The 23,965-nt window shown below is 73.4% G+C and carries 23 protein-coding genes and 1 pseudogene; 7 read left to right on the forward strand and 17 right to left on the reverse strand.

Translation table 11 applies throughout. The annotated features are described in order from the left end of the window. The first annotated feature begins 172 nt into the window (after positions 1–172). Together CNQ36_RS34900 and CNQ36_RS33095 are read left to right on the forward strand one after the other, a co-directional pair. Complete coding sequence (locus CNQ36_RS34900) at positions 173–868, forward strand: hypothetical protein (protein WP_163013463.1); 696 nt, start codon at positions 173–175, stop codon at positions 866–868. Between the two features lie 319 nt (positions 869–1,187). Further along, a complete protein-coding gene (locus CNQ36_RS33095; protein WP_121549416.1) occupies positions 1,188–3,923 on the forward strand; it encodes a cation-translocating P-type ATPase in 2,736 nt (911 codons plus the stop codon). Positions 3,924–3,949: 26 nt separating this feature from the next. On the opposite strand, the gene CNQ36_RS33100 is transcribed toward CNQ36_RS33095, so the two are convergent. From CNQ36_RS33100 to CNQ36_RS33155, 12 genes and pseudogenes are all read right to left on the reverse strand, one after another. After that, complete coding sequence (locus CNQ36_RS33100) at positions 3,950–4,627, reverse strand: CBS domain-containing protein (protein ID WP_121549417.1); 678 nt, start codon at positions 4,625–4,627, stop codon at positions 3,950–3,952. A 198-nt stretch (positions 4,628–4,825) separates the two neighbouring features. After that, a pseudogene (locus CNQ36_RS35900) lies at positions 4,826–4,978 on the reverse strand (nicotinate phosphoribosyltransferase); the annotation flags it as partial. 56 nt (positions 4,979–5,034) lie between these two features. After that, positions 5,035–5,865: a universal stress protein gene (locus CNQ36_RS33110; protein WP_121549419.1), complete on the reverse strand. Its 831-nt coding sequence runs from the start codon at positions 5,863–5,865 to the stop codon at positions 5,035–5,037. A gap of 126 nt (positions 5,866–5,991) precedes the next feature. After that, positions 5,992–6,612, reverse strand: coding sequence for a V-type ATP synthase subunit D (locus tag CNQ36_RS33115; protein WP_121549420.1), 621 nt, complete (start codon positions 6,610–6,612; stop codon positions 5,992–5,994). Continuing rightward, positions 6,609–8,018, reverse strand: coding sequence for a V-type ATP synthase subunit B (locus tag CNQ36_RS33120; protein ID WP_121549421.1), 1,410 nt, complete (start codon positions 8,016–8,018; stop codon positions 6,609–6,611). Before CNQ36_RS33120 ends, CNQ36_RS33115 begins: the two co-directional genes overlap by 4 nt. Beyond that, positions 8,015–9,772: a V-type ATP synthase subunit A gene (locus tag CNQ36_RS33125; protein WP_121549422.1), complete on the reverse strand. Its 1,758-nt coding sequence runs from the start codon at positions 9,770–9,772 to the stop codon at positions 8,015–8,017. Before CNQ36_RS33125 ends, CNQ36_RS33120 begins: the two co-directional genes overlap by 4 nt. Beyond that, positions 9,760–10,284, reverse strand: coding sequence for a hypothetical protein (locus CNQ36_RS33130; protein ID WP_121549423.1), 525 nt, complete (start codon positions 10,282–10,284; stop codon positions 9,760–9,762). The genes CNQ36_RS33125 and CNQ36_RS33130 overlap by 13 nt, the downstream gene beginning before the upstream one ends. Next, positions 10,281–10,508 carry a hypothetical protein gene (locus tag CNQ36_RS33135; protein WP_240659511.1) on the reverse strand — a complete coding sequence of 76 codons (228 nt, stop codon included), beginning with the start codon at positions 10,506–10,508 and terminating at the stop codon, positions 10,281–10,283. The genes CNQ36_RS33130 and CNQ36_RS33135 overlap by 4 nt, the downstream gene beginning before the upstream one ends. 2 nt (positions 10,509–10,510) lie before the next feature. Further along, complete coding sequence (locus CNQ36_RS33140) at positions 10,511–10,927, reverse strand: ATP synthase subunit C (protein WP_121549424.1); 417 nt, start codon at positions 10,925–10,927, stop codon at positions 10,511–10,513. Continuing rightward, entirely contained in the window at positions 10,924–12,426 is a 1,503-nt protein-coding gene (locus CNQ36_RS33145; protein WP_206278596.1) for a V-type ATPase 116kDa subunit family protein, read from the reverse strand. Before CNQ36_RS33145 ends, CNQ36_RS33140 begins: the two co-directional genes overlap by 4 nt. Next, on the reverse strand, positions 12,413–13,375 hold the full coding sequence (locus tag CNQ36_RS33150) for a V0D/AC39 family V-type ATPase subunit (protein ID WP_121549425.1): 963 nt from the start codon (positions 13,373–13,375) through the stop codon (positions 12,413–12,415). The genes CNQ36_RS33145 and CNQ36_RS33150 overlap by 14 nt, the downstream gene beginning before the upstream one ends. Further along, entirely contained in the window at positions 13,372–13,848 is a 477-nt protein-coding gene (locus tag CNQ36_RS33155; RefSeq protein WP_121549426.1) for a hypothetical protein, read from the reverse strand. The genes CNQ36_RS33150 and CNQ36_RS33155 overlap by 4 nt, the downstream gene beginning before the upstream one ends. A gap of 449 nt (positions 13,849–14,297) precedes the next feature. On the opposite strand from CNQ36_RS33155, the gene CNQ36_RS33160 reads away from it, so the two are divergent. Next, positions 14,298–14,873: a CBS domain-containing protein gene (locus CNQ36_RS33160; RefSeq protein ID WP_240659513.1), complete on the forward strand. Its 576-nt coding sequence runs from the start codon at positions 14,298–14,300 to the stop codon at positions 14,871–14,873. Between the two features lie 130 nt (positions 14,874–15,003). Here CNQ36_RS33160 and CNQ36_RS33165 read toward each other — a convergent pair whose 3' ends face one another. Next, on the reverse strand, positions 15,004–15,393 hold the full coding sequence (locus CNQ36_RS33165; protein ID WP_240659515.1) for an ATP-binding protein: 390 nt from the start codon (positions 15,391–15,393) through the stop codon (positions 15,004–15,006). A 454-nt stretch (positions 15,394–15,847) separates the two neighbouring features. Between CNQ36_RS33165 and CNQ36_RS33170 the strand changes: the two genes are divergently transcribed. Then, positions 15,848–16,723, forward strand: a complete 876-nt coding sequence (locus CNQ36_RS33170; protein ID WP_004921435.1) for a helix-turn-helix domain-containing protein — start codon at positions 15,848–15,850, stop codon at positions 16,721–16,723. Between the two features lie 24 nt (positions 16,724–16,747). Next, complete coding sequence (locus CNQ36_RS33175; RefSeq protein ID WP_121549429.1) at positions 16,748–17,563, forward strand: SAM-dependent methyltransferase; 816 nt, start codon at positions 16,748–16,750, stop codon at positions 17,561–17,563. A 30-nt stretch (positions 17,564–17,593) separates the two neighbouring features. On the opposite strand, the gene CNQ36_RS33180 is transcribed toward CNQ36_RS33175, so the two are convergent. Next, a complete protein-coding gene (locus CNQ36_RS33180; RefSeq protein ID WP_121549656.1) occupies positions 17,594–18,574 on the reverse strand; it encodes a helix-turn-helix transcriptional regulator in 981 nt (326 codons plus the stop codon). A 98-nt stretch (positions 18,575–18,672) separates the two neighbouring features. Here CNQ36_RS33180 and CNQ36_RS33185 point away from each other — a divergent pair, with 98 nt between their 5' ends. Further along, a complete protein-coding gene (locus CNQ36_RS33185; protein WP_004921427.1) occupies positions 18,673–19,251 on the forward strand; it encodes a DinB family protein in 579 nt (192 codons plus the stop codon). An 86-nt stretch (positions 19,252–19,337) separates the two neighbouring features. Continuing rightward, entirely contained in the window at positions 19,338–20,429 is a 1,092-nt protein-coding gene (locus tag CNQ36_RS33190; protein WP_121549430.1) for a winged helix DNA-binding domain-containing protein, read from the forward strand. 29 nt (positions 20,430–20,458) lie between these two features. Here CNQ36_RS33190 and CNQ36_RS33195 read toward each other — a convergent pair whose 3' ends face one another. From CNQ36_RS33195 to CNQ36_RS33205, 3 genes are all read right to left on the reverse strand, one after another. Continuing rightward, complete coding sequence (locus CNQ36_RS33195; protein WP_121549431.1) at positions 20,459–21,241, reverse strand: enoyl-CoA hydratase/isomerase family protein; 783 nt, start codon at positions 21,239–21,241, stop codon at positions 20,459–20,461. Beyond that, the gene (locus tag CNQ36_RS33200) at positions 21,238–22,503 is read right to left on the reverse strand and encodes a cytochrome P450 (protein ID WP_004921418.1); all 1,266 of its coding nucleotides are present in this window, start codon (positions 22,501–22,503) and stop codon (positions 21,238–21,240) included. Before CNQ36_RS33200 ends, CNQ36_RS33195 begins: the two co-directional genes overlap by 4 nt. A gap of 106 nt (positions 22,504–22,609) precedes the next feature. Then, on the reverse strand, positions 22,610–23,956 hold the full coding sequence (locus CNQ36_RS33205) for a cytochrome P450 family protein (protein WP_240659517.1): 1,347 nt from the start codon (positions 23,954–23,956) through the stop codon (positions 22,610–22,612). Positions 23,957–23,965 lie beyond the last annotated feature (9 nt).

The following is a 23,965-nucleotide window of genomic DNA, read 5'->3' on the forward strand; positions in this document are numbered from 1 at the left end:
TTCGTGCGGGGCTCGCTCCCTGAAGTGAAGCGCCTGTTGCCAAGCATGTTTGCACTCTGCGCCAACGACATATGAGCGCCGCAGGCGGCACAGTGATTGCCCGGCAAGTCACCTCCGCGCCGCGTACGGGCGTCTTCCGCCCTCGATACGGGGCCCGCATGAAGGAGTAGAGATGAGACGATCGACCATCGTCCGCGCCATGGGCTGTCTGGCGGCCGCGTTCGGCCTGACGGTTGGCTTCACCGGCCAGGCGTCCGCGGTCACCAACTCGCAGATCACCTACACGGACAACGTCAGGTGCGTCTCGGGCTTGTCCGAGACCAGCGCGGGCTCCAACGGCGGCGGTTTCTCCAAGAGCTGGACATTCGGCTACAACCGCCTGAGCAACGGGTACTGCCAGATCGCGGATCAGTACACCGGCTGGCTCTCGGTGGAGCGGCATCTCCTTGCTTTCAACATGTCCACCGGAGTGTGGTGGAAGTGCGCCGGCTACGGGCCGGCCCGCAACCTCGCGCCCGCCGCCGGGGTGGGGCTGGAGGGGAACTTCAACCGGCTCTGCGGCGGAGATGTCTGGTACGCAACGAATACGGCTGCGTACGGCTGGGACGGCGTCGCCTGGCGCGGAAACTGGGTCGTCTCCGGCAACCACTGGGTGCCCCGGGTCGGCCTGGCCGGGAGCACCTCGTTGCCTCCGGCCCCGAAGATCAGCGCAGCTGAAGCCATCGCACGCGGCGAGGTCCGCTTGGGCAGTCCCACCGGCCCCAAAGCCGGAGCCGCCCAGCTGCAGGCCCCGCCCCGCGTTCCCGGAACGGCCCCCGTCGTGCCGCCATCCGTCCCGGACGGCTCGTACCGAACGATCACCCGATGACCGCAGTGGACGCGCGAGCCGAGTCCAGCGCAGCAGGACCTGGCCTTCGGCGGACAGGAGCAGCAGCGGGCCGGGTCACAGGTTGACGTCGTCCCCCGGGGTGGGGCAGGGCCGGATGGCACTCCGGGCGTTCCCCTCCGGCCCATGGGCCTGAGCGGCGGGGTACTCGAGTCTGGTCAGCGGAGCAGGCAGCCCCGAGAGGCGGCCGCAGGGCCTTTGCCCTGCCGCTTGCCCTCGTCCCTACGGGAGAGGCGTGACCATGACGAAGCCGGCTACGACCGCAGGGGCACGGCCGGAGGTGGGCGCCCAGCCGCCCCCGATGGGCGCGGAGGCCTGTGGACTGCCGGCGGAAGACGTCGTGCGACTTCTCCGCGTCGACCCGGGCAACGGGCTGACCGCGGGCGAGGCCGCCGCGCGGGCCGCCGTCCACGGGCCCAACCGCATGGCGGAAGCGGCCCGGCGGCCGGAGTGGCTGAGGTTCCTGGACCAGTTCCGCAACTGGCTCATCGGTGTTCTGCTGCTCGCGGCCGTGGTGGCGGCAGCCGTCGGTGAGGTCGAGGACGCCTTGGTGATCACCGTCGTCCTGCAGATCAACGCCGTGCTCGGCTACCTCCAGGAGCGTCGCGCCGAGCGCAGCCTGGAGTCGCTTCGGCGGATGCTCGTACCGACCGCGCGGGTCCGCCGCGACGGCGTCGAGCACGTGGTCGGGGCGGACCTGCTGGTGCCGGGGGATGTCGTGCTGCTGGAGGCCGGTGACCGGGTACCGGCCGACGGGCGGCTGATGGTCGCGGAGTCGGTGGAGGCCGCCGAGGCGGCGCTGACCGGTGAGTCGCAGCCGGTTGCCAAGGGCACGGCCCCGGTCGGGAACGACCACCCGGAGAGGGTCCCGCTGGCCGAGCGCACCAGCATGCTCTTCATGAACACCGCCCTCACGCGGGGCCGCGCCGAGGTGATCGTCACCGCCACCGGCATGCGGACCGAGCTCGGTGCCATCGCCCACGCGTTGCGCACCGGCGCCGAGCCGCCGAGCCCCCTGCAGGTCCAGCTGGACAGCCTGGGCCGCCGGCTCGCGCTGCTCAGCGGGATCGCGGTCGTGGCGTACGCGCTCACCGGGCTGCTCCGCGGCGAGGGGCTGTCCGATCTCGCGCTGCGGGCAGTGGCCCTGGCGGTCGCCGCGATCCCCGAAGGGCTGCCCGCCGTACTCGCCCTCACCCTCGCGCTCGGCGTTCACCGTATGGCCCGGCGCGGCGCCGTCGTCAAACGCCTCGCGGCGGTGGAGGCGCTGGGCTCGGCCACTGTCGTGTGCAGCGACAAGACCGGCACCCTGACCCTGAACCAGATGACTGCTCGGGCGGTGTGGGCAGGCGGACGGCTGTACGACGTCACGGGTGAGGGCTACGCCACCGGCGGCACTCTGCGCACCGGGGTGACCGGCGGTGGCGACAGCGACCTGCGGCGGGCGCTGCTTCCCTTCGCGGTCTGCAACGACGCGCACCTGACCGGCGGCGGTGACGAGGCCGGGGGAGACGGCTTCGTCGGCGACCCCACCGAGGCCGCGCTCGTCGTCCTCGCCGCCAAGGGCGGGCTGGACGCGGACCGGCTGCGCACCGAACTGCCCCGCACCGGTGAGCTGCCCTTCGACGCGGCCACCAAGTACATGGCCACCTTCCACGCCGAACCGGACGGCCGCACCCGCGTACTCGTCAAGGGCGCCGTGGACGTCCTGCTGGATCTCTGCCGCGCCGTCCTGACCGAGGACGGCGAACGGCCCCTGGACGACGAGCGGCGCCGGGCCGAGGTCCTCGCCGTGACCGAGCGGCTGAGCGAGGCCGGACTACGGGTGCTGGGTGCCGCCGAAGCGCTGGTGGACGGGCCCCCGTCCGCGAACGCGTTGTCCGGTCTGACCCTCCTGTCGATCGCCGGGCTCGCGGACCCGCCCCGCCCACAGGCGGGCGAGGCGATGGCGCTCTGCCGCACGGCGGGCGTGAGCGTGAAGATGATCACGGGCGACCACGCGGGGACGGCGGCGGCCGTCGCGCGCGAACTCGGCATCCAGGGGGACGTCGTCACCGGCGCCGAACTGGACGGGATGCCGGAGGAGGAGCTCGCTGAGCGGGTCGACGGCATCGGTGTCTTCGCGCGTGTGGCACCCGAGCACAAGGTCGCGATCGTGCGGGCTCTCTCGAGCAGGGGGCACGTCGTCGCGATGACCGGGGACGGCGTCAACGACGCGGCCGCGCTGCGGGCCGCCCACATCGGCGTCGCGATGGGCGTCACCGGCACGGACGTGGCCAAGGAAGCCGCCGACATGGTCCTGACCGACGACGACTTCTCCACCATCGTCCGGGCCGTCCGTGAAGGGCGGGCCATCTACGGGAACATCGTCAAGTTCGTCCGCTTCCAGCTGGCCACCAACATCGGCGCCATCCTGACGCTGCTGGGCTCGGCCCTCGCCGGCCTGCCCGCACCGCTCACCGCCGCACAACTGCTCTGGGTCAACATCATCATGGACGGACCGCCGGCCATGGCCCTGGCCGTGGACCCCGCCCGCGACGACGTCATGCGCCAACCGCCGCGCGACCCCGGCGAACGCATCCTCGACGCGAGGCGGCTGTTCGCCGTCGGCCGGGCCGGTGCGGTCATGGCCCTCGGTACCGTGGTTCTCCTCGCCGTGGCCCGTTCGCACGCCGACGCGCGGACCGCCGCGACCATGGCCTTCACCACGTTCGTGCTCTTCCAGCTCTTCAACGCCCTGAACGCCCGCGCGGACGACGGGCCGCTGCTGAGCCGCTACCAGCTGCGCAACCGCACACTGTGGCTGTGCCTGACGGGTGTGCTGGCGGTCCAGGTGGCCGCCGTCCATCTGCCGCAGGCGCAGAACGTCTTCGGGACCGTGCCGTTGGACGCGGCGCAGTGGGCCGTGTGCCTGGGTACGGCCTCCACCGTGTTGCTCGCCGAACTGTTCTGGCGGGCCGCCGTCGGCGGGCGCACCGGCGGGCATCGAGCGGGCCGAGGGCGACTGCCACGCCGAGTCGTCTCCGGATGGTCCGGTTGACCTCGAAACTCACCGGCAGCACCAGGTTACGACGTATCACTTGACCCGGTGGTCGGGGTGGACTCCCCGGTGAGCTGCGGTTCGACGCCCACGACACCCTCCACGGCGCGGATGAGCCGGACGGCAACCGGGACGAGTGAGGTGTCGCGGATGTTTCCGCGGAGGGTGACGACTCCCTCGTGCACGTTCACGTGGATGGCATGACTGAAGGCCGGAAAGAGGTAGGACACCACCGTACGGCGTACCTCCTCCTCGATGTCCTCGTCCGGCCGCAGGAAGACCTTGAGGAGGTCGGCGCGGCTGACGATCCCCTGGAGCATGGCCGACTCATCGACCACGGGCAGCCGTTTGACGTGGCGGACAGCCAGGATCCTCGCGGCCTGAGCCAGGGTGGCGTCGGAGTGGACCGTCACGGCGGGTCTGCTCATGAGATCCCCGGCCGTCACCGCACCGGCCCTGACGACGTCGGACGGGCGCCGACGCTCCTCGACCGGGGTCGGATCACTGTCGCGGAACTCCTCTTTGGGGAGGAGGTCGGCCTCGGAGACGACTCCGACGACGCGTCCCTCGCCCTCGAGCACCGGCATGGCACTGACCCGCCACTGTTCCATGGTTCGGACGATCTCCTTGAAGGGCGCGTCGCGTCCGACGGCCACGACCGTCCGGGTCATCACATCGCTCACGATGTGCGGGGTTTCCGGCACCGTTCACCTCCTGGTCTCTGCGAGTACCGGACCGTGCGGGCTGCGGCCCGCTGGGTGCACTCCGGAGCTGACGGCGGTGCCGTGCCCCGGCCGGGCGGCAGGTCGGCACCACGCCGGCCGGACGAGGGCGGCTAGGCCGGGATCGCCGGGGTGCTCTTCGCAGCCAGGTCGGCGGCGAGCCTGTCCCCGCACTCGCCGCTCGCCGGCGAGACCGGTCGCGCAGGCGGCACCGGGCCGACGGAACACCTGCTTCCGCCCGGGCGCCGGCACTCTGGCCGACGAGAGTTTCATGACCGGTCGCCCTCCGTACTCCACCATTTTGTACGCGGAGTCCGGAGACGGCGCGTCGGCCTGGCCCTCTGGGCTTCGGTGCCGGCCCTCGGCTCGGCTCCCCGGCCGCGCGCTGTTCACTTCCGCGGTACGACCATGACAGGACACTGTGCGTGGTGGAGCAGCACGTGGTTGATCACGCCGAGTTGCAGGCCGGGACGGCCCTGCCGTGCACCGGCGCCGACGACCAGCAGATCCGCTTCCGCCGCCGCGCCCAGCAACGCGCTTCGCGCGGGCCCCTCGACCGTCCGTGGCGACACCACGACGTCCGGGTACCGCTTCGCAGGGCCGCGCAAGGCGTCGTCGAGCACCTGCGCGGGCGGGCGGCGGTGGGCTTCGAGCGCGTACCACGACCCGGGCGGAGGCTCGGGAAGCGCACCGAGCGGTGCGTTCCAGGCATGGACGGCCACGAGCTCGCATCGCCTCACGTGAGCCTCACGGAAGGCGTACTCCACGGCCCTGTCGCTTTCCGTCCCGTCCTCCACTCCCACCACGATCCTCCTGAACCGGCCGGACCGGTGCTCCTGCGAGCCACGGACGACGACGACCGGGCAGTCCGCCCGCGCCGCCACGGCGAGGCCGACGGAGCCCAGGAGCAGTCCGGTGAGCTCCCCGCGCCCTGTGGCCCCGACCACCAGCGCGAAGGCCTGACGTCCCTTGCCGATCAGGGCCGACACCGCGTCCTCGCGCGGCACTTCGCTCGACAGCCGCAGGCCGGGGGAGACGTTCGCGGCCCGTTCGGAGGCCGCGGTGACCGGACCGGACGGGTCCGCACCCGGGCCCGCCGCGTGCACCAGGTGAAGCGGCCTGGTGTGCAGGGCCGCATCCCGGGCGGCCCAGTCCACCGCGTCGTCCAGGCTCGGTTCCGATCCGTCGACCCCCACCACCAGGGGCATCGCTGCAGCCATCTCTGATCCCTCTGTTCCGAGAGGCTTACCCGGTCACCACCGTTCCAGCTTCGTACGAGACGGAGGCGGGTGCCATGGGACTCGGCCGCGCCGATCCGGGCTTCCCACGGCGCCGGACGCGAGCGGTCACCGGCCGTCGGCGCCGGCGGCCCAGCGCCGGCGGACGCCGTCCTCCTGCTCGGACTGTTCCAGGGCCAGGCCCGCCCGGTGGAGTTCCTCCCGCAGACGGGGAATCCAGTGGCGCCGCAGGGCACGGACCCGGTGCCGGGTGCTGACGACCTCCGAGCCCACCAGCTCGGCGGCGGCGCGAGCGGCCGCGTACTCGGCTGCGGCGCGCACGGCTCCGGCGTAGGCCGCCTGGGCGTGTACCAGGGCCGTGTTGGAGGGCGCGGCGGCAGTCGCCGGGCGGGGCGGTACGGACACGGAGGCCGACACGGGGCGGCGCACACCCATGAAGACGCTCCAGCCGACCGACACCTCGGCGAGGGCGGTGCCCGCGGCAGCCGAGTCGAGGGCCTGCTCCCCTCCCAGCAGCAGCCCCCGGAGCAACCATGTCTCGGCCCCGGACAGCAGATTCCGCCAGGTCCGGCCGGCCGCCTCCGCCACGCGCAGCAGCCGCTCGTGCTCGGTGCGGAGAATGCGCAGCTTCTGCTCCAGCAGGTCGGCTCCGCGTTCGGCGACATCGAGGCTGTGTCGCAGACGAAGCCGTCCCGCACGGCCGGGCGGGGTACGCCGGGCGGTCGTCATCGCGGCACCTCACCGTCAGGATCGGCGAGGTCTTTCGCACCATGGGCGTCCAGCAGCCGTGCCGGAAGCATGGAGAGCTGACCGCGGGGCAGGACGAGCAGGGCCCGCCAGGCGCGTTCCAGTGCGGTGTCGAGGTCGCGTGGTGCGTCGCTGCGCTGGTCGACGAAGTCCCGCAGGAACGTCTCCTCGAAGTCCAGGTACCGGCGGTCCGTCGGGCTCAGAGCCGCCCGGCCGACGAGGTCCGCGAGGTCGCGGACCTGCCTGGCCCGGGCGACTGCGGCCAGCAACTGGGCCGCGACGTCGAGGTGGTCCTCGCGGGTCCGGCCGGGTCCTGCGCCCTTGCGCATCAGCCGGGACAGGGAGGACAGCGCGTCCAGCGGCGGATACACGCCCCGCGCGTGCGTCTCGGGCGAGAGCACGATCTGGCCCTCGGTGATGTACCCCGTCAGGTCCGGCACCGGGTGCGTGATGTCGCCCGCCGGCATGGTGAGCACCGGCAGCACGGTCACCGAGCCCGGCCGTCCCCGGATGCGTCCGCAGCGTTCGTACAGGGAGGCCAGGTCGCTGTAGAGGTAGCCGGGGTAGGCGCGACGGGCGGGGATCTCACCGCGGGCGGCGGAGACCTCCCGCAGGGCCTCGGCGTACATCGTCATGTCGCTCATCACGACCAGGACGTGCCGTCCCCCGGTGAAGGCGAGGTGCTCGGCGACGGTGAGCGCGATGCGCGGCGTGAGGATCCGTTCGATCACCGGGTCGTCGGCGGTGTTCAGCAGCAGGACCAGTTCCCCGGCGGCGGACCGTTCCTCCAGGGCGTCACGCACGAAGGCGGCGTCCGCGTGGGTGAGGCCCATGCCGGCGAAGACGACGCTGAACGCCGCGCCGGAGGTGGTGGACTGGGCGGCGATCTGCGCGGCCAGTTCCAGATGGGGCAGTCCGGCCGTGGAGAACACCGGCAGTTTCTGCCCGCGTGCCAGCGTCGTGAGGGTGTCGACGGCGCCGACCCCGGTGAGCACCGGCTCGGACGGCGGCTCACGCCGCACCGGGTTGACGGGAGCTCCGCCGACCTCGGCGTGGTGGGAGCCGAACACCGGTGGGCCGCCGTCGAGGGGATCGCCCCGGCCGTTGCAGACCCGGCCCAGCCAGTCCGTGCCGACGGGAACGCGCAGCGGGCCGCCGGAGAAGGCCGCCCGCACACCCGACGGATCCATCCCCGACGTACCCTCCAGCACCTGGACGACGGCCAGGCCGCGGTCGGCGTCCAGGACCACGCCGTGACGCACCTCGCCCGAGGCCAGGGTGATGCGTACGTCCTCGTCCCAGCCGATTCCCGACAAACCCCCGACGACCGCGAGCGGCCCGCGCAGCTCGCGCACCGTCGTGTACTCGATTCCGCCCGACGAGTTCATGGTCGTACGTCCCCCAGCCGCGCGAGTACCGCCTCGAGTCGCGCCGCCACCCCGGCGGCGTCGTGCGGGCCGGTGTCCTCACGGGCGCGCAGCAGCGGACCGAAGTCGATCTCCTCGACGGTGGACGCCGGGACGCCCGCGTCCACGAGTTCGCGGCAGCGGTCGGTGATCGCGAGAACGGCGTCGGCCAGGGCGGCCGTCTTCTCGTGGCCGCAGTAAGCGTCCCGCTCGGACAGGGCACTCTGCTGAAGCACTCCTTCGCGGACCAGCCTCCCCGCCAGCACGCTGACGCGTTCCCGCGCGGGCAGGGCGGCGATGCCGATCAGGTCGACGAGATCGGACAACCGGTCGGCCTCCGCCAGCACCGACCCGACCCGGTCGCGGCGCCCCGCCCACGCCGGATCACCGGCCGCCCGGTGCCCGGCGGTCAGCACCGGCACGTCCCGGGAGAAGGACCCCGCCCAGGAGACCGCCGGGTAGTGGCGGGCGTAGGCGAGGTCGCGGTCAAGGCTCCACAGGCAGCGCACGAAGCGTTCCGTGTGAGCGGTCACCGGTTCCGTCATGTCCCCACCGGGCGGGGAGACGGCGCCGATCACCGTCACCGATCCGGGGTCCCCGCCGAGGGTGGTCACGGCGGCGGCCCGCTCGTAGAAGGCGGCGATGGCGGACGCCAGTCCGGCCGGGTACCCCTCCTCGGCGGGCAGCGCGCCGGTACGGGAGGCGAACTCGCGGAGCGCCTCGGCCCACCGGGAGGTCGAATCGGCGATGACGACCACGTCCAGCCCCATGTCCCGGAAGTACTCGGCGACCGTCATGCCCGTGTGCACGCTCGCCTCCCGGGCCATCATCGGCATGTTGGAGGTGTTGGCGATCACCACGGTGCGGTCCGCGAGACGCCCGCCCGTGCGCGGGTCCCGGAGCTCCGACAGTTCACTGATGACGTCGGCCATCTCGTTGCCCCGCTCCCCGCAGCCGACGTAGACGATGACGTCCGCGTCGCACCACTTGGCGATCTGCTGCAGCAGCATCGTCTTGCCGGTGCCGAAGCCGCCCGGCACCGCCACCGTGCCGCCCCGGGCCACGGGGAACAGCAGGTCGATCGCCCGCTGCCCGGTGTGCAGCGCCTCGCGGCTGCCGACGCGTTCGCGCACGGGGCGCGGCCGGCGCACCGGCCACAGGGCGCCGGCTGTCACCCGGGTGCCGCCGACCACGGCCACCACGGAGTCCTCGGAGTACTCGCCGGCACCGGCGACCTCCTCGACCGTGCCCCTACAGCCGGGCGGCACGAGGACCTTCAGCCGCGCCGGACCCGTGTCGCCGAGCGCGCCGAGCGCCTGCCCCTCGACCACGTGCTCGCCCTCCGCCACCAACGGGGAGAAGACCGAAGTGCTCTCCCCGGCCGCCTGGCCGTGCGTGCCGGGCAGCAGCCAGTCGCCGGCGGCGGAAAGAGGGCGCAGCAGACCGTCGAAGACGCCGCCGAGCAGTCCCGCGCCGAGGCGCACCGACAGCGGACGGCCCCGCGGCAGCGCGGGATGCCCGGGAGCCAGCCCGCCCGTGTACTCGTACGCCTGGATCGTGACCACGTCCCCCCTGATCGCCACGACCTCGCCGGGCAATTTGGCTGGGCCGACCGACACCAGGTCGTACATGGCGACACCGCCCGTGTACTCCGTTTCGACCAGTGGCCCGGTGACGCGCAGGATCCGGGAGGCCGGCAGCCGGGCCCTCCCGAGGTCGTCCGTCAGGTCTCCCACAGAGTCCGCACCTCCCCTCCGAGCCGGTCCAGCGCGCGCCCGGCCAGCGCGGGCAACGACAGGTCGGCCACTTTCCCCGGCGCCCGTGCCACCACGCCTCCCTCGGGATGTTCGGTCACCTCGGCGTCGGGGCCGAGCAGTGCACGGGCGCGGTCATCGAGCCGCTCCAGCAGGTCGGCGTAGCCGTCGGTCCGGCGCAGGGCACGGACCCGTGCGGTGACCTCCCGGCGCAGTTCGGCGTACGACTCCCGGCGCGCGGCCAGCGTGCGGGACCTGGCCTTCCGCCGGGCCCGGACGAGGAGATCGCGGGCGGCGTCCGCGCCGTCGGCCTCGCCCTGGCGGTGGGCCTTGTCCAGGACGGCCCGCGCCTCGGCGCGGGCCCGGTCCAGCAGGGCGGCCGTCTCCTGCTCGGTGCGGGCCAGCAGCGCTTCGGCGTCGGCGTGGGCGGCCCGCAGCAGCTCCGCCCGCACCGGGTGGAGTGCGTCCGCCGTCCGGTCGGGCACCGGGCTCATGGCGGCATCACGGTGATCAGCGGGGAGTGGCCCGGGGGAGCCGCGGGGCCGGACCGAAGCGCCTCGGCGGCAGCCGGGGTGAGGATCACCAGGTCGGTGTCCTCCGGCAGGTCCCGCCAGGCCCGGCGTGCCGCCTCGGGGCTGTCGGCGACGAGGACGACCGCTCCGGCCAGGGCCAGGCCGCCAACCCGGGTCTGCTCACCGATGGCGGCGACGCGGCCCACGGTCAGGCCTTCCCGATGAGGATGACCGCGACGACCAGCCCGTAAATGGCGATGCCCTCGGCGAGACCCACGATGACCATGGCGCGGCCGAAGAGTTCGGGCCGTTCGCTCAGCGCCGCCAGCGCCGCCGCACCCGTGTAGGCCACGGCGATGCCCGCCCCGATCGTCGACGCGGCCACCGCGATCGCGGCACCGATCAGCGCCGCGGAGCCCGAGCCGGTGTTCTGCGCGGCCGAGGTCGCGGCCTGCGCGGACCCTCCACCGGCCGCCAGGGTCAGCACCACGGTGGCGGCCACGAGCAGCACGGCGTCGGCGCCGACCATCCACCACAGGGCCGTGCGGCCGGACCGCCGCAGCACCAGGCGTACGGCGACGAATCCCGCCACGAGGACGGGCAGGGCCAGAAACCAGGTGATCACACTTCCTCCTCCCTCGCCGGACCGCGTTCGGCGCCCGCCCGCGCCGCGGACGCCTCTGCCCCGACGGCCGGGGCCGTGAGGCGCAGTACGGGCAGATGCCAGGGTCTGAAGGGGCGGCCCTCACTCTCGAAGAGCCGGGAGAACAGCTCGTAGAACTCCAGACGCAATGCCTGGACCCCCGCCACCAGCGCCTCCAGGGCGAAGGCCAGCGCGTTGCCGAACAGGAAGATGAGCACCGCCGCGGCGACGCCCGCCGCACCCCGGTCCGCCAGTGACGTCGTACCGTCCCAGACGACGGCCCCCAGGGCCGCGTGAGTGAGACCGAAGGCCGCCAGCCGTGCGAACGACACGACGTTGGAACCGATCCGCACCACCACGTCGAACAACTGCACGCCGGTCTGCACGACGCCACCCGCCCCGCCCGCCGTACCCGCGTACACGCCCACGCCCGCGAGGCCCAGCCCGACGGCGGCGACCGAAGCGCCCACGATCCCGTACGCGGCCTGCCCCAGCCACACACATCCGGCGAGGGCGGCGAGACCGAGGTAGACCGCTGCCCCGGCGACGCCGGACGTCGCGTACAGAGCGGCCGAAGGTCCGCCCTCCCGCCGGCGGTTGACGATCCCCGCGCCGTACGCGACGGCGAGCAGTACGGCGCCGAGCCCCACGGCGGCGGCCAGCAGCCGCGTGGGCTCCTCCATCGGCGCCAGCCACAGCACGGGCAGTACACCGGTCGGGCCGAAGAACTCGCCGTACGCCACCCCGGCCAGGGTGGCGGCCAGCCCGGCCGCGGCGACGAACGGCCACAGCGGGCGCAGCGCCGCCGCCCGGCGCGGCCGTCCGGCCCGCAGCACCAGCGCGAGGGCGAGCAGCAGCAGCCCGTGCCCCGCGTCGCCGAACATCAGGCCGAACATCACCACGTACACGATGCCGGCGGGCAGGGTGGGGTCGAGGTCGGCGTAGGGAACCGTTCCGTACGTGGTGACCAGCGGTGTGAAGGAGCGACGCACGGCCCGCCGCTGCCGGTGATTCGGGGGGCGTTCCGCCGCGCCGGCCAGCAACGTGGGCGGATCCACGCCGCGCGGGGTCCGAAGCGGCACCAGCGCACCCCCTGCCCCCGCGACGCGCGCGGCCGTCGCTCCCACCTCCGCCTCCGGGCACCACCCGGCCAGAGCCGCGACCGCACCGTGCCGCACCGCGCTGCCGAGCCGCTCCTCCAACTGCGCCTCTCCCTCCAGCAGGTCCGCGCGGCCCTCGTGCTCGAGCGCGTCCAGGTCCGGCGGCGCCGCGCTGAGGACGGCCCGGCCGGGCCGGGCACGCAAACGCTGCAGCCGCGCCGCGGCCGGTCCGCGGACGTCCGGCCCGCCGTTGCCGGCCAGGTCGATCTCGACGAGCCCCGCCTCGGCGATCCGCACCAAGGTCTCCCGCAGCGCCGGCTCCGGCGCCACAACGGCCACCCGGCGCATCCGGACCGGAACCACCGACTCAGCCCGGAGCATCGAGCACCTCCGCCGGCCGGTCCCCCCGGCCGCCGCGAACGGCCAGCTCCAGCGCGCCACGCGTGCGCCACGTGTCGGCCGACAACAGGGCCACGGCTCCCACGACCGGCCCGGGACCGAACCGGGAACGGCGCAGCAGGTCCCGCGCGTCCCGTTCGACGGCGTCCCACCACCGCGCCTCGGCGCGCCACAGATCCGCAGCGTCGTCGACGTCCTTGAGCAGCCATCCCGCGGTGTCCGGCAGCGCCTGCCGGAAGTCGGCGTACGAGCTCGCCTCCGTCGCACGGGGCCCGAGCAGGCGCGCGGCCCGGTGAACGGAGACGTCCGGGAGGCGGTGGCCCACGACGAACACCTCCCTGCCCAGCAGCAGGGCGAGCCGGGCCGCCGCCCAGCGCGCCGCGTCGGGCACGGCGCCGGAGAGCCGTACGGCGGCGGAGACCCGCATGCCGGTGGCGACCGCGGCAGGGGAGTCACCGCCGGGGTCGCCCCAGGCCGAGGCCGTCAGCGCGCCGCGCAGCTCGGCCGGTGTACGGGTGGAGGAGAGCCGATTCCAGGCGATCGCCAGCGCGCCCAGGCGGTAGGGGGAGGCACGGAGACGGTCCGGGCCGGATGGTGACGCGCCGGTCACGAGGGCGCTCAGGTGGCGTTCCGCGTTGGAGATCTCGAATCCGGCGGCCAGCGCGCGGACCGCCTCCGTGCCGGCGGCCGGCTGCCAGCCGGCGAGGATCCTCAGATGCCACAGCAGGCTCGTCGTGATCGCCCGCTGGGCTTCGGCGAGAGAGGCGCCGGCCGTGGTGAGGCGGCTCCTGTAGGGAGTGGCCGCCAGATAGCGCAAGGCGTCGTCGAGCGTGCGGCACCCGGCCACCTCCTGGACTCCCCGGGCACCGAGGCACCTGGCCCGCAGAGCCCGGGCCCGGGTCACGCCGGCCACCCGTCCGGCGTCGGTCACGGCCCTCCCTCCTCGTGATCCTCCCGATCGGGTGGCCGGTGCCCCTGCGCCCCGAGGTCCTCCAGCACCAGTGCCACAGCACGGCCTGCGAGCACGGGCATCCGGTCCCTGGCCCGGCCGTGGAGAGCGGCAGCCTCACGATCCGCTTCGGCGAGCAGCGACACCGCTCTGCTCTCGGCTGCGCGCAGCACCTGTTCGGCGGTCCGTGTCCGCACCCCGCGGGCCTCGTGGCGAGCTGCGGCCACCAGTGCCTCCGCCTGCCGCTCGGCTTCATGACGGCGTGACGCGGAGGCTTCGGCGGCCTGCTCACGTACGCTCCGCGCCTCCGCCTGCGTCCGTTCGAAGAGGGCGAGCGGCGGCGCGAGTTCCGCGCTCAGCTCCGCTGCACGGTCGGCGGGGACACCCGTCGGTGCGGCCCGGCCGGGCGAGGCGGCCGGCCGGAACCGTGTCAGAAAGTCCCGGAAACCAGTCACGGCCTTCCCTCCAGACGGTTCCTGTCGATCCAGCTTCCCAGTCTTCCCGTAATGCGGGGATATGTCGTGTCACGTAGGGCCGTCCCTCCCCCGAAGCGCTGTCCTCCGGCCCGCAGGACTCTGCCCGGGATCGATGCGACACTGACGGCAGAGGTGAACGCAGTCCCCCGGAGGCAGCCGTGAGCGGCTTCGAGCACAGCTCCGCTGAGAGGGAGGCCCGCAGTGCCACGCCGGGCCGTCACTGGACACCCCGCGAGGAACCACGCCAAGAGGCACTGGGCCGCTATCTGACCGCGGTGTCAGCCGCCGCGTCAGCCAGGGGCACCGAGGAGCCCGCTCCCACGACGGCGGAGTCCGGACCGCCGTCCGCGCGCCCCTCGGGCGAGGAACAAACGATCCTCCGAGTACGGGACGTCATGCGGGTACCGGCCGTCTCCGTGCCAGGTGACATGCCTTTCGTGGAAGTGGCCCGCACACTTGCCCGCGAGCAGCTGAGCGCCGTACCGGTGGTGGACGCCGGCGATCACGTGATCGGCGTAGTCTCCGAGTCGGATCTGCTGGCCAAAGCCGCCGTCATGACGGAACCGCACCGGCACGGCCCTGTCGGCAGGCTGTGGCAGCACCGCCTGTACGACAAGAGCCACGGTGATACGGCGGCCACGCTGATGACCTTCCCGCCGGTCACCGTCCACCCGGCGGAGCGTGTGTCGGACGCCGCCTGGGCCGCCGCGCACGCGCGGCTCAGGCGACTGCCCGTGACCGACCATCGCGGCCGACTCGTCGGCGTGGTGAGCAGGCGCGACCTGCTGCGGGCCCTGATCCGTGACGACGCCGAGATCCGGGCCGAGGTCGACTCGCTGATCGGCCGGCACCTCGCGGATCCGCGTGCCCTCCGGATCACGGTGGCGAACGGCGTGGTGACCGTGACGGGCACGCTGGACAAAGCCGTCGCCCCCCAACTCCTCGCAGCGGTAAGGGACATCCACGACGTGATTCAGGTGCAGGACGACACGGTCGAGGACTGAACGGGTACCGCGGCGCAGGCCAAGGCAAGCGGCTCCGCCGCGTGTGCTGCGCCGGGCCGCTCTGCTCGCTCACCGCGAGGCGTACCCGTCCGGTCGCCGGCACATGTGAGCGCGCCCGCTCCGCACGGGTTCAGGCGCTGCCGGAGGGCGGGTGCCCCTGCGGGCGAAGCCGGGGGCCGGGGTCCGTGCCGTGCGGCGTCGTGACCAGTTCCGCCCAGACGACGCGTCCGGGGCGGCCCGGGGGGCGGGTGACCGCCCAGTCGCTGCTCAGGGTGTCGACCAGGAGCAGCCCGCGGCCGTTCTGGTCGTCGGGGCCGGGACGGCGGAGCATGGGCAGGCCGGGACCGCGGGCCTGGTCCTCGACCTCGATGCGGATCCGGTCCGCCAGCAGACGCAGCCGGCAGACGATCCGGTCACCGGCCGCGTGGGTGAGCGCGTTGGTGACGAGCTCCGAGGTCACGACGACAGCGTTGTCACGCACGTCGTCGTCGACCGCCCACGCGGTGAGCAGCTCACGCACGCCGCCGCGGGCGGTACGGACCGAGGCGGGCGTCGCCGGCAGGTCGAACGTGCGGAGCCCGGAGGCGAGACGGCCGGGGCCGTCCGGCTGGGGGAGTGGAGCCGCTGGCTCGCCTCCGGGCGGTCTGGGGCAGGAAGGCTCGTGTCCGGCGTGGTGCAACGGCCTGGGTAAGGGGGGCCGAACCATCTCCGTGGGCCTTTCTTCCACCTGCGCGCATGGGGGGTCCGTCACCTTCCGGCAGCGGTCGACTGGCCGGTCCGGCGGGGCCCTTCGGCGGGCCGGGGGACGGTGCGAACACTCTGGCACCCGCCAACGGCAGCTCGCAACAGGCAAGTTGAAAATTGCAACCCGCTGCGTGCATGCTGCTTCCGCCGACGAGTGACGAGAGCTGTCCGTGCCGCGGGCGTCCGCATGAGACGGTGGGCCCGGAACACCCGACGCGAGGGGGCGAGGCGTGACCGCCGAGACCGACTGGGGCGGTGCCCCCTCCGTACTGCGCATCATCCTGGGCAGACGGCTGGAGGAGTTACGGACCCGGGCCGGTCTGACCTACGAGGAGGCAGCCACGGCCATCGGGGTCAGCCACTCCACGATCCGCCGGATGGAAGCCGCCAAGGTGGCCCGGCTCCGCCTGGCCGACGCCGAGAAACTGCTCCGCGTCTACGGGGTGACGGACCAGCAGGAGATCGACACCTTCCTCAAGTCGGCCCGCGAGGCCAACAAGCGGGGCTGGTGGCACACCTACCGCGATGTCATGCCGGACTGGTTCGCCGCCTATCTGAGCCTGGAACAGGCGGCCCTGCAGATCCGCGCCTACGAGAGCCAGTTCGTCCACGGGCTGCTGCAGACGGAGGCCTACGCCCGCGCGCTGCTGAGCGCCGGCAACCCGCACGCCCCCGCCGGGGCGACCGAGCGCCGGATCGCGCTGCGGACCCGCAGGCAGGAACTGCTGCGGCGCGAGACACCGCCGAGGGTCTGGGTGGTGATGGACGAGACGGTGCTGCGCTGGCCGGTCGGCGGCCCGGACGTGATGCGCGCCCAGATCGACCACCTCATCGAACTGCACCGACTGCCCCAGGTGACCCTGCAGATCATGCCGTTCACTGGAGGCCCGCACCCGGCGATGCGCGCCGGATCCTTCCAGCTCTTCCGCTTCCGGGCGCGCGAACTGCCCGACGTCGTCTACCTCGACGGCCTGGTCGGCGCCGTCTACCTGGACAAGGGCGACGACGTCATGGTGTACCGCGAGGCCCTCGACCGGTCCGGTGCCCAGGCGACGCCCTCCAGAGCCACCGAGGCCGTCCTGAACCGCATCCGCAAGGACCTCTGACCCACGACTCCAAGGAGACCCCAAGTGCCCGAGAACGGATGGCCGGCCGACCGCATCGACACCGAGAACGCGCACTCCGCGCGGATCTACGACTACATCCTCGGCGGCAAGGACTACTACCCGGCGGACCAGGAGGCCGGCGACGCCATGGTCCGTGAGTGGCCCGCGCTGCCCGTGCACATGCGCGCCAACCGGGACTGGATGAACAGGGCGGTCCGCTGGCTCGTCGAGGAGGCGGGGATGCGCCAGTTCCTCGACATCGGAACCGGCATCCCCACCTCCCCCAACCTCCACGAGATCGCCCAGTCCGTGGCCCCCGAGTCACGGGTGGTCTACGTCGACAACGACCCCATCGTCCTCACCCTCTCCCAGGGGCTGCTGTCCAGCACGCCCGAGGGCAGGACGGCGTACATCGAGGCCGACTTCCGTGATCCGGCGAGCATCCTGGACGCCCCCGAACTGCGGGAGACGCTCGACCCGGACCGGCCGGTGGCCCTGACGGTCATCGCCATCGTCCACTTCGTCCTCGACGAGGACGACGCCGTCGGAATCGTCCGGCGGCTGCTGGAACCGCTCCCCCCGGGCAGCCACCTCGCCATGACCATCGGCACCGCGGAGTTCGCCCCCGAGGAAGTGGGGCGGGTGGCGCGCGAGTACGCGGCCCGCAACATGCCGATGCGGCTGCGCACCGCCGGCGAGGCCGGGGAGTTCTTCGAGGGCCTCGAACTGGTCGAGCCGGGCATCGTCCAGGTGCACAAGTGGCACCCGGACGGAACCGGCGAGCAGGGCGTCCGCGACGAGGACATCGCGATGTACGGAGCGGTCGCCCGCAAGCCGTAGCGCCATGCCTCCGGGCCGGGGCCGTGCCGTCTACTCGGCGGCCCCGGCCGCGGCACGGGCGTAACGGCGCGCCAGGAGCGCGAAGGCCTCCCTCAGCTCCGGCGGGCCGACGACCTCGATACCGGCGTCGAACCGCCCCACGGCGGCGGCCAGGGCGGGCCACGACCAGGAGCCGAGGAGCAGCCGGCAGCGGCCCGGCCCGAGTTCCTCGACGACGGCGTCGTGCGCGTGGCGGGAGACGGTGGCGGCGGGCAGGTCCAGGATCACCTCACCGCGGCAGGGCCACTCGCCGGTGCCGTCCGCCCCCCGGAACCTGCCGTTGACGAAGGCGGCCACGTCACCCCCGGGCAGCTCGCGCGGGGCGAAACGGGGGCCCGCGGGGGAGCGCGGGGTGATCCGGTCGGCGCGGAACGTGCGCCAGTCCGCCCGGTCGAGGTCGAAGGCGACGAGGTACCAGCGCCCGCCCCGGCTGACGAGGTGGTGCGGCTCCGCCCGACGCGGCGGACCGGCGGCCGCCGACTCGGCGGAGGCGTAGTCGAAGCGCAGCACCTCGCGGGCGTGGACGGCGGCGCTCAGCGTCATGAGCAGCGCGCCCCCGACGGAAGGACGCGGCCCGGCGGCGGACGGCTCGACGGCGGTGACCCGGACGGCGTCCACGCGGTGCCGCAGCCGCGCGGGCATCACCTGCCGGACGGTGGCCAGCGCGCGGGCCGCGTCCTCCCGGATGCCGGCGCCCGTGGCGGCGGCGGTCCGCAGCGCGACGGCGAGGGCGACGGCCTGCCCGTCGTCGAACAGCAGCGGCGGCAGCCGGCTGCCGGCGTCCAGCCGGTAGCCGCCGTCCGGGCCCTTGAACGCCGCGATGGGATAACCGAGTTCACGCAGCCGGTCGACATCGCGGCGCACGGTCCGCGGGCTCACGCCCAGCCGCTCCGCCAGCAGTGCTCCCGGCCAGTCACGGCGCACCTGGAGCAGGGAGAGCAGGGACAGCAGTCGCGCGGAGGTCTTCGGCATGCCGTCGATGCTGCCCCAGGAAGAGGACACATCCTGACCGCTTCCCCTGAGACGGTTCTGCCGTGTCCGACCACGACGACCAGAAGGACCCGATCACCGTGACAGCCACCCCTACGCCCCGACCCGCCCCCGACGCGGAGCGGACCGACCTGCTCGCCGCGCTCGCCGCCGCGCGGGCCGCCCTCACCACGACCACGCGAGGACTGAACGACGAACAGGCCGCCGCCCGCCCGACGGCGAGCGCGCTCTGCCTGGGCGGGCTGATCAAGCACGTCGCGGCCATGGAGGAGTCATGGATGGCCTTCGTCACCGAGGGCCCGTCGGCGATGCGCCACGACCTGCCCGACGGGGTCACCTGGGCCGACCTGGCGGCCGGCACCGCCCGCGAGATCCCGCAGTGGGTGATCGACCACCAGAACGACTTCCGGATGCTGCCCGGCGACACCCTGGACGGCGTCCTCGCCCGCTACGCTCGGGTCGCCGCCCGCACCGAGGAGATCGTCGCCTCCGTTCCCGACCTGTCACGGACGCGACCGCTGCCCGAGGCGCCCTGGCACGAGCCGGGAGGAGTGCGCAGCGTGCGCCGGGTCCTGACGCACCTCGTCGCCGAGACCGCGCAGCACGCCGGCCACGCCGACATCCTGCGCGAGACGCTCGACGGGCAGACCTCCACCTGACCGCCGCCGCCCGCCGGACGGACGGAGCACCCCCGTCCGTCCGGCGCTCCTGCCCTCCCCTCACGCCCGCCGTCGAAGAGATCCGGATGCCACTCCTCACCACCCGGGCGCTCAACCGCGCCACACTCGCCCGGCAGTCGCTGCTCGACCGCGCCGGGACACCGGTCCTGGACGCCGTCGGTCACCTCTGCGGACTGCAGGCGCAGGAACCCCAGGAGCCCTTCGTCGGGCTCTGGTCCAGGCTGGGATCCTTCGACCCGGCGGAACTCTCGGCCCTGCTGACCGGGCGACGCGTCGTGCGGACCCACCTGATGCGCCGCACCGTGCACCTCGTCACCGCCGGCGACGCCCTGGCCTGGCGCGCCCGGCACGACGCCATGCTGCGCCAGCGGGTCCTCGGCGTGTACCGCCGTGAGCTCGACGGAGTGGACCTCGGCGAACTCGCCGCCGCGGGCCGCGCGGTGCTGGCCGACGGCGAGCCGCGCTCCATGGGCGACCTGGGACGCGCGGTCGCCGGGCGCTGGCCGCGGCCGACGGCGCGGGCGCTGGGGGAGACGCTGGTCGGCGCGCTCGTGCCGGTGGTGCAGCTGCCGCCCCGCGGACTGTGGCGGACCAAGGCGGGCGCGCGCTACGAACTGCTCTCCTCCTGGCTGGGCCGCGAGATCGACCCGCTGCCGGCGGACGCCTCCGACCCCGTGGGCCAGACGCTGGTACGCCGCTATCTCGCCGCGTTCGGCCCCGCCGCCTCGGCCGACCTGCGCGCCTGGTGCGGCCTGGCCGGGCTGCCGGCCGCCGTCGCCGCCGTACGGCCGGAACTGGTCGCCTTCCGCGACGAGCGGGGCCGCGAACTCCTGGACCTCCCCGACGCGCCGCGTCCCGATCCCGGAACCCCGGCTCCCGTGCGGTTCCTGCCGGCCTTCGACAACGCGATCCTCGGCTACCAGGACAGGAGCCGGATCATCGACGACGCCCACCGCGGACTGTCGGTCGCCGGTGAGCGTGTCGTCCTGGTCGACGGCCGGGTCGCCGCCACCTGGCGTGCCGACGGCGGTGCCGTGACCGTCACTCCGCTGGGCCGGCTGTCCCGTGCGGAGCGGACCGACGTGGCCGAGGAGGGGCGGGCGCTGGCCCGCTTCCTCTCCGGCGGCGGCAGTCCGCCCGTACGGATCGGCGGCTGACCGGGTCCGGCGGACCCGGCCGGGAGCGGTCAGCGGGCGTGCTGCTGCTGGGTGAGGACCGCAGCCAGGAGCTCGGGGTCGAACAGCGAGGTGTCGGCGAGCCGGGTGGTGGCGGTGAGCGAGTTCAGCATGGCCTTGGTGACCCGCAGGGCGGAGGCCGGGCGGCGCAGGACGGGCTTGGCCCAGGCCATGACGGCGTCGTCGAGCCCGTCCGGCGGCACCACCTTGTGGAGGACGGACAGACCCAGGGCCTCCTGGGCGTCGAAGACGCGTGCGGTGAGGATCAGCTCGCGCACCCGGGCGACCCCCACCTCACTGATCAGACGGGGGAGCAGCCCGCCCCAGGCGGGAGGCAGACCGAGGGCGAGCTCGGGCAGCCGGAAGGTGGCGCCCTCGGCGCCCACGCGCAGGTCGCAGGCGAGCGCGAGGCCGACGCCGGCGCCCACGGCCCGGCCCTGGACGCGGGCGATGGTGAGGGCGGGATGGGAAGTGAGGGCCTCGCAGACGCGCAGGGCCTTCGCCCCGTTGGCGCGGATGCCGCCGCCGGCCGGGTCCTCGGCGAGGTGCCGGGGGAACTCGCGCCGGTCGCCGCCGAGACAGAACTCGTCGCCCGCCGCGGCCAGCACCAGGACCCGTACCGCGGGGTCCCGCTCGTCGAGGACGGTGAGGAGGTCCTCCAGCATGACGTCGGTGACGGCGTTGCCCTCTTCGGGGACGTTCAGTTCGACGGTGAGGAGGGGACCCTGCCGGTAGGTGCGCAGGGTCTTGAGTATCCGGTCGACGGGGAGATCGACCCGGGGCGGGGTGCTCATGTCGTTACTCTCAGTGAAGTGATGCGGCGGAAGACGAGCCGGGAGACGTCGTAGGCGGGGGGCGCGGCGGGCCGCAGGGTGGGGAACCGTTCCAGCACCTGGGCGATCAGCTCCCGGGCCTCGGTGCGCGCCAGGGCCGCGCCGAGGCAGTAGTGGGCGCCGCTGCCGAAGGTGATGTGGCCGCCGCCGCGCAGGATGTCGAAGACCTGGGGGTCCGGGTTGCGCCGGGGGTCGTGCGCCGCCGAACCGTAGAGGATGTGGACGGTGGTGTCCTTGGGCATGGGGGTGCCGGCGAGGACGGTGTCGTCGGCGGCGACATGGGAGTTGAGCCACACCGGGGGGTCGTAGCGCAGGCTCTCCTCCACCAGGTCCTCGATGTGCTCCGGGTGCGCGCGGAGCCACTCCGCCCTGGCGGGGTCCTCGGTGGCGAACCGCACCGCGTTGGTCAGCAGCACCGCGCTGGTCTCCAGGGAGGCGATGGTGATGAACATCGTGAGGTGGTAGATGACCCGTTCGGCGGCGGCCGGGTCGTCGGGGTACTGGGCGTCCCAGTAGTGGATCCAGCCGGTGAGGACATCGTTGCCAGGCCGCGCCCGGCGGTCGCGGATCAGCTCGGAGAAGAAGGCCCGCATCTCCAGCGTGGCCTGGGCCGCCTGGGCGAGTTCGTCCTTGCTGGGGAACAACTCCTGCGCGTAGGCCTGCCGGTGGGTGAAGTTCAGGATGTGCGGGATGTGCTCCTCGGGGATGCCGAGCCACTCGCAGACCGTGCGGACCGGGAGGAGTTCGCCGACGGTGTGGACGAAGTCGGCCTCCCCGTCGGTGCGCAGACGGTCCTCGAGGTCGTCCAGCAGGACGGAGGCGAAGGCGGCGATCCGGGGACGCAGGTCCTCCAGGGTGGCGCGGTCGAACGGGTTGCCCAGTGCCCGTCGCTGACAGGTGTGCGCCGGCGGGTTGAGACGGGAAAGGGTGCCGCTGAGCTCCTGGGTGGCCAGCTCGTGCCATCGCCTCGGGTCGGGCTGCCGCTCCTGCCAGGCGAAGTCCGGCACCAGCCAGTCCCTGCTGCGCAGGACCTGGCTGCATGCCTCGAAACTGGTGACGAAGTAGCCGCCCCAGGGGGACGGTACGACGTCCCCCAGGGCGCGCAACTCCTCCCAGAACGGGAGGGGGTTGGCCTGCCCTTCGGCCGAACGCAGGCGGCGGAAGAGCGAGATGACGGCTCGGCGGTGGCTGGTGGTCCCGCGTATGTCGCCAACGGCGGTCACGCAGAGCTCCTTTTACTGGATGCTATTGATCAATACCGCCGGAACCTACCCTTCCACCTACCCGTGTCATGCACCCCTATGTGTTGCTCCTGTCACATGCCGTGTGTCAGACACGGAAGATGTCCAGGAAACTGCTCCAGAATCCCTTTCGCCGCGCCGGCTCCGGCCGGGCCGCGGCGGACGAGGACGACGCGAGCGGCTGCTGCGCGCCCGGCGCCGAGGCACGGTCCTGGAGCGCGGCCGCCATCCGGGTGGCCGGCGTGGGGCTGAACGTCACCGGCAGCGCGACCAGGGCCCGGTGGAACGGTCCCGGCCGCCACTCCAGGTCCTTCTCCGGCACGGCCAGGGTGAGGTCCGGCAGCGCGTTGAGGAGCCGTTCGATCGCGGTGGTGGCGATGACCTGTGCCGGGTCCTTCGCGGGGCAGGCGTGCGGCCCGGCCCCCCACGCCAGATGGGCGCCCTTGCTGTGCTTGCGGCGGGCCTCGGCGAGCGCGGGGTCGCTGTTGGCGCCCGCGAAGGAGATCACCACCGGGGTGTTGGCCTCCGCCACATGGCCGCCCAGGTCGACGTCCTGCACCGGGTAGTGGGTGGCGTAGTTGGCGATCGGCGTCTGGTTCCACAGCACGTCGTCGAGGGCTTCCTCGATCAGCATGCCGCTCTGCCGGCCGCCCGCCCCGGAGAGCAGCGGCACCAGGGCGCTGCCGATGAGGCTGCGCTCGGGCTCGATGCCGGCGCCCATCAGCAGCACCAGCTGGTCCTTGAGCTCCTCGTCGGTCAGCCCGGCCGGGTGCTGGATCAGCCAGGAGGTGACGTCGTCACCGGGCTGGCGCCGCTTGAGCGCGATCAGCTCCATGAGGCAGGCGGTGAGATCCTCGTTGGCGCGCAGCGCGTCCTTGCCGTCGAATATCGCCGACAGGGCGATGGTGATGGTGTCACCGATGTCCGCCGGGCAGCCGAACAGCCTGTTGAACAGCAGCAGCGGCAGCAGCTTGGCGTAGTCGTTGAGCAGATCGGCCCGGCCGCGCTCGCTGAACTGGTCGATGAGGTAGTCGGCGATCGGCTCGACGTCGCGCCGGATGCGCGTGGTGCTGAGCCGGGCCAGGCTGTCCACCACGGCCTTGCGCAGCCGCAGGTGCACCGCGCCGTCGGTGAACAGGCAGTTGGGCCGGTACACCATCATCGGCAGCACCGGGTTGTCCATGCCGATCCGGCCCTCGTTGAGCGCCTTCCAGCGCCGGGCGTCACGGGCGAACAGCTCGGTGTTCTGCAGCACGCGCAGCGCCATCTCGTGCCCGACGACCAGCGTGGCCTCGGTGCCGGGGGCGAGTTCCACGGGGCCCGCCGGGGCGTGGGCGCGCAGCCGGTCGTACACCTGCTGGGGGTCGGCGGCGAACGCGGCGTCGTGCATGGGGCATCTGCCGGCGCTGGCCGCAGACGGGGTGTGAGGATCCATGAAGTCTTC

Origin of the sequence: Streptomyces fungicidicus, assembly GCF_003665435.1 — a bacterium.
In the GTDB taxonomy this organism is placed as follows: domain Bacteria; phylum Actinomycetota; class Actinomycetes; order Streptomycetales; family Streptomycetaceae; genus Streptomyces; species Streptomyces fungicidicus.

What these genes read in the sequence shown, in the direction of transcription:
- CNQ36_RS34900 (WP_163013463.1), top strand. Translation starts at nt 173, where the DNA reads ATGAGACGATCGACCATCGTCCGCGCCATGGGCTGTCTGGCGGCCGCG.
- CNQ36_RS33095 (WP_121549416.1), top strand. Translation starts at nt 1,188, where the DNA reads ATGGGCGCGGAGGCCTGTGGACTGCCGGCGGAAGACGTCGTGCGACTT.
- CNQ36_RS33110 (WP_121549419.1), bottom strand. Translation starts at nt 5,865, where the DNA reads ATGGCTGCAGCGATGCCCCTGGTGGTGGGGGTCGACGGATCGGAACCG.
- CNQ36_RS33115 (WP_121549420.1), bottom strand. Translation starts at nt 6,612, where the DNA reads ATGACGACCGCCCGGCGTACCCCGCCCGGCCGTGCGGGACGGCTTCGT.
- CNQ36_RS33120 (WP_121549421.1), bottom strand. Translation starts at nt 8,018, where the DNA reads ATGAACTCGTCGGGCGGAATCGAGTACACGACGGTGCGCGAGCTGCGC.
- CNQ36_RS33130 (WP_121549423.1), bottom strand. Translation starts at nt 10,284, where the DNA reads ATGAGCCCGGTGCCCGACCGGACGGCGGACGCACTCCACCCGGTGCGG.
- CNQ36_RS33145 (WP_206278596.1), bottom strand. Translation starts at nt 12,426, where the DNA reads ATGCTCCGGGCTGAGTCGGTGGTTCCGGTCCGGATGCGCCGGGTGGCC.
- CNQ36_RS33160 (WP_240659513.1), top strand. Translation starts at nt 14,298, where the DNA reads ATGCCTTTCGTGGAAGTGGCCCGCACACTTGCCCGCGAGCAGCTGAGC.
- CNQ36_RS33180 (WP_121549656.1), bottom strand. Translation starts at nt 18,574, where the DNA reads ATGCCGAAGACCTCCGCGCGACTGCTGTCCCTGCTCTCCCTGCTCCAG.
- CNQ36_RS33190 (WP_121549430.1), top strand. Translation starts at nt 19,338, where the DNA reads ATGCCACTCCTCACCACCCGGGCGCTCAACCGCGCCACACTCGCCCGG.
- CNQ36_RS33195 (WP_121549431.1), bottom strand. Translation starts at nt 21,241, where the DNA reads ATGAGCACCCCGCCCCGGGTCGATCTCCCCGTCGACCGGATACTCAAG.
- CNQ36_RS33205 (WP_240659517.1), bottom strand. Translation starts at nt 23,956, where the DNA reads ATGGATCCTCACACCCCGTCTGCGGCCAGCGCCGGCAGATGCCCCATG.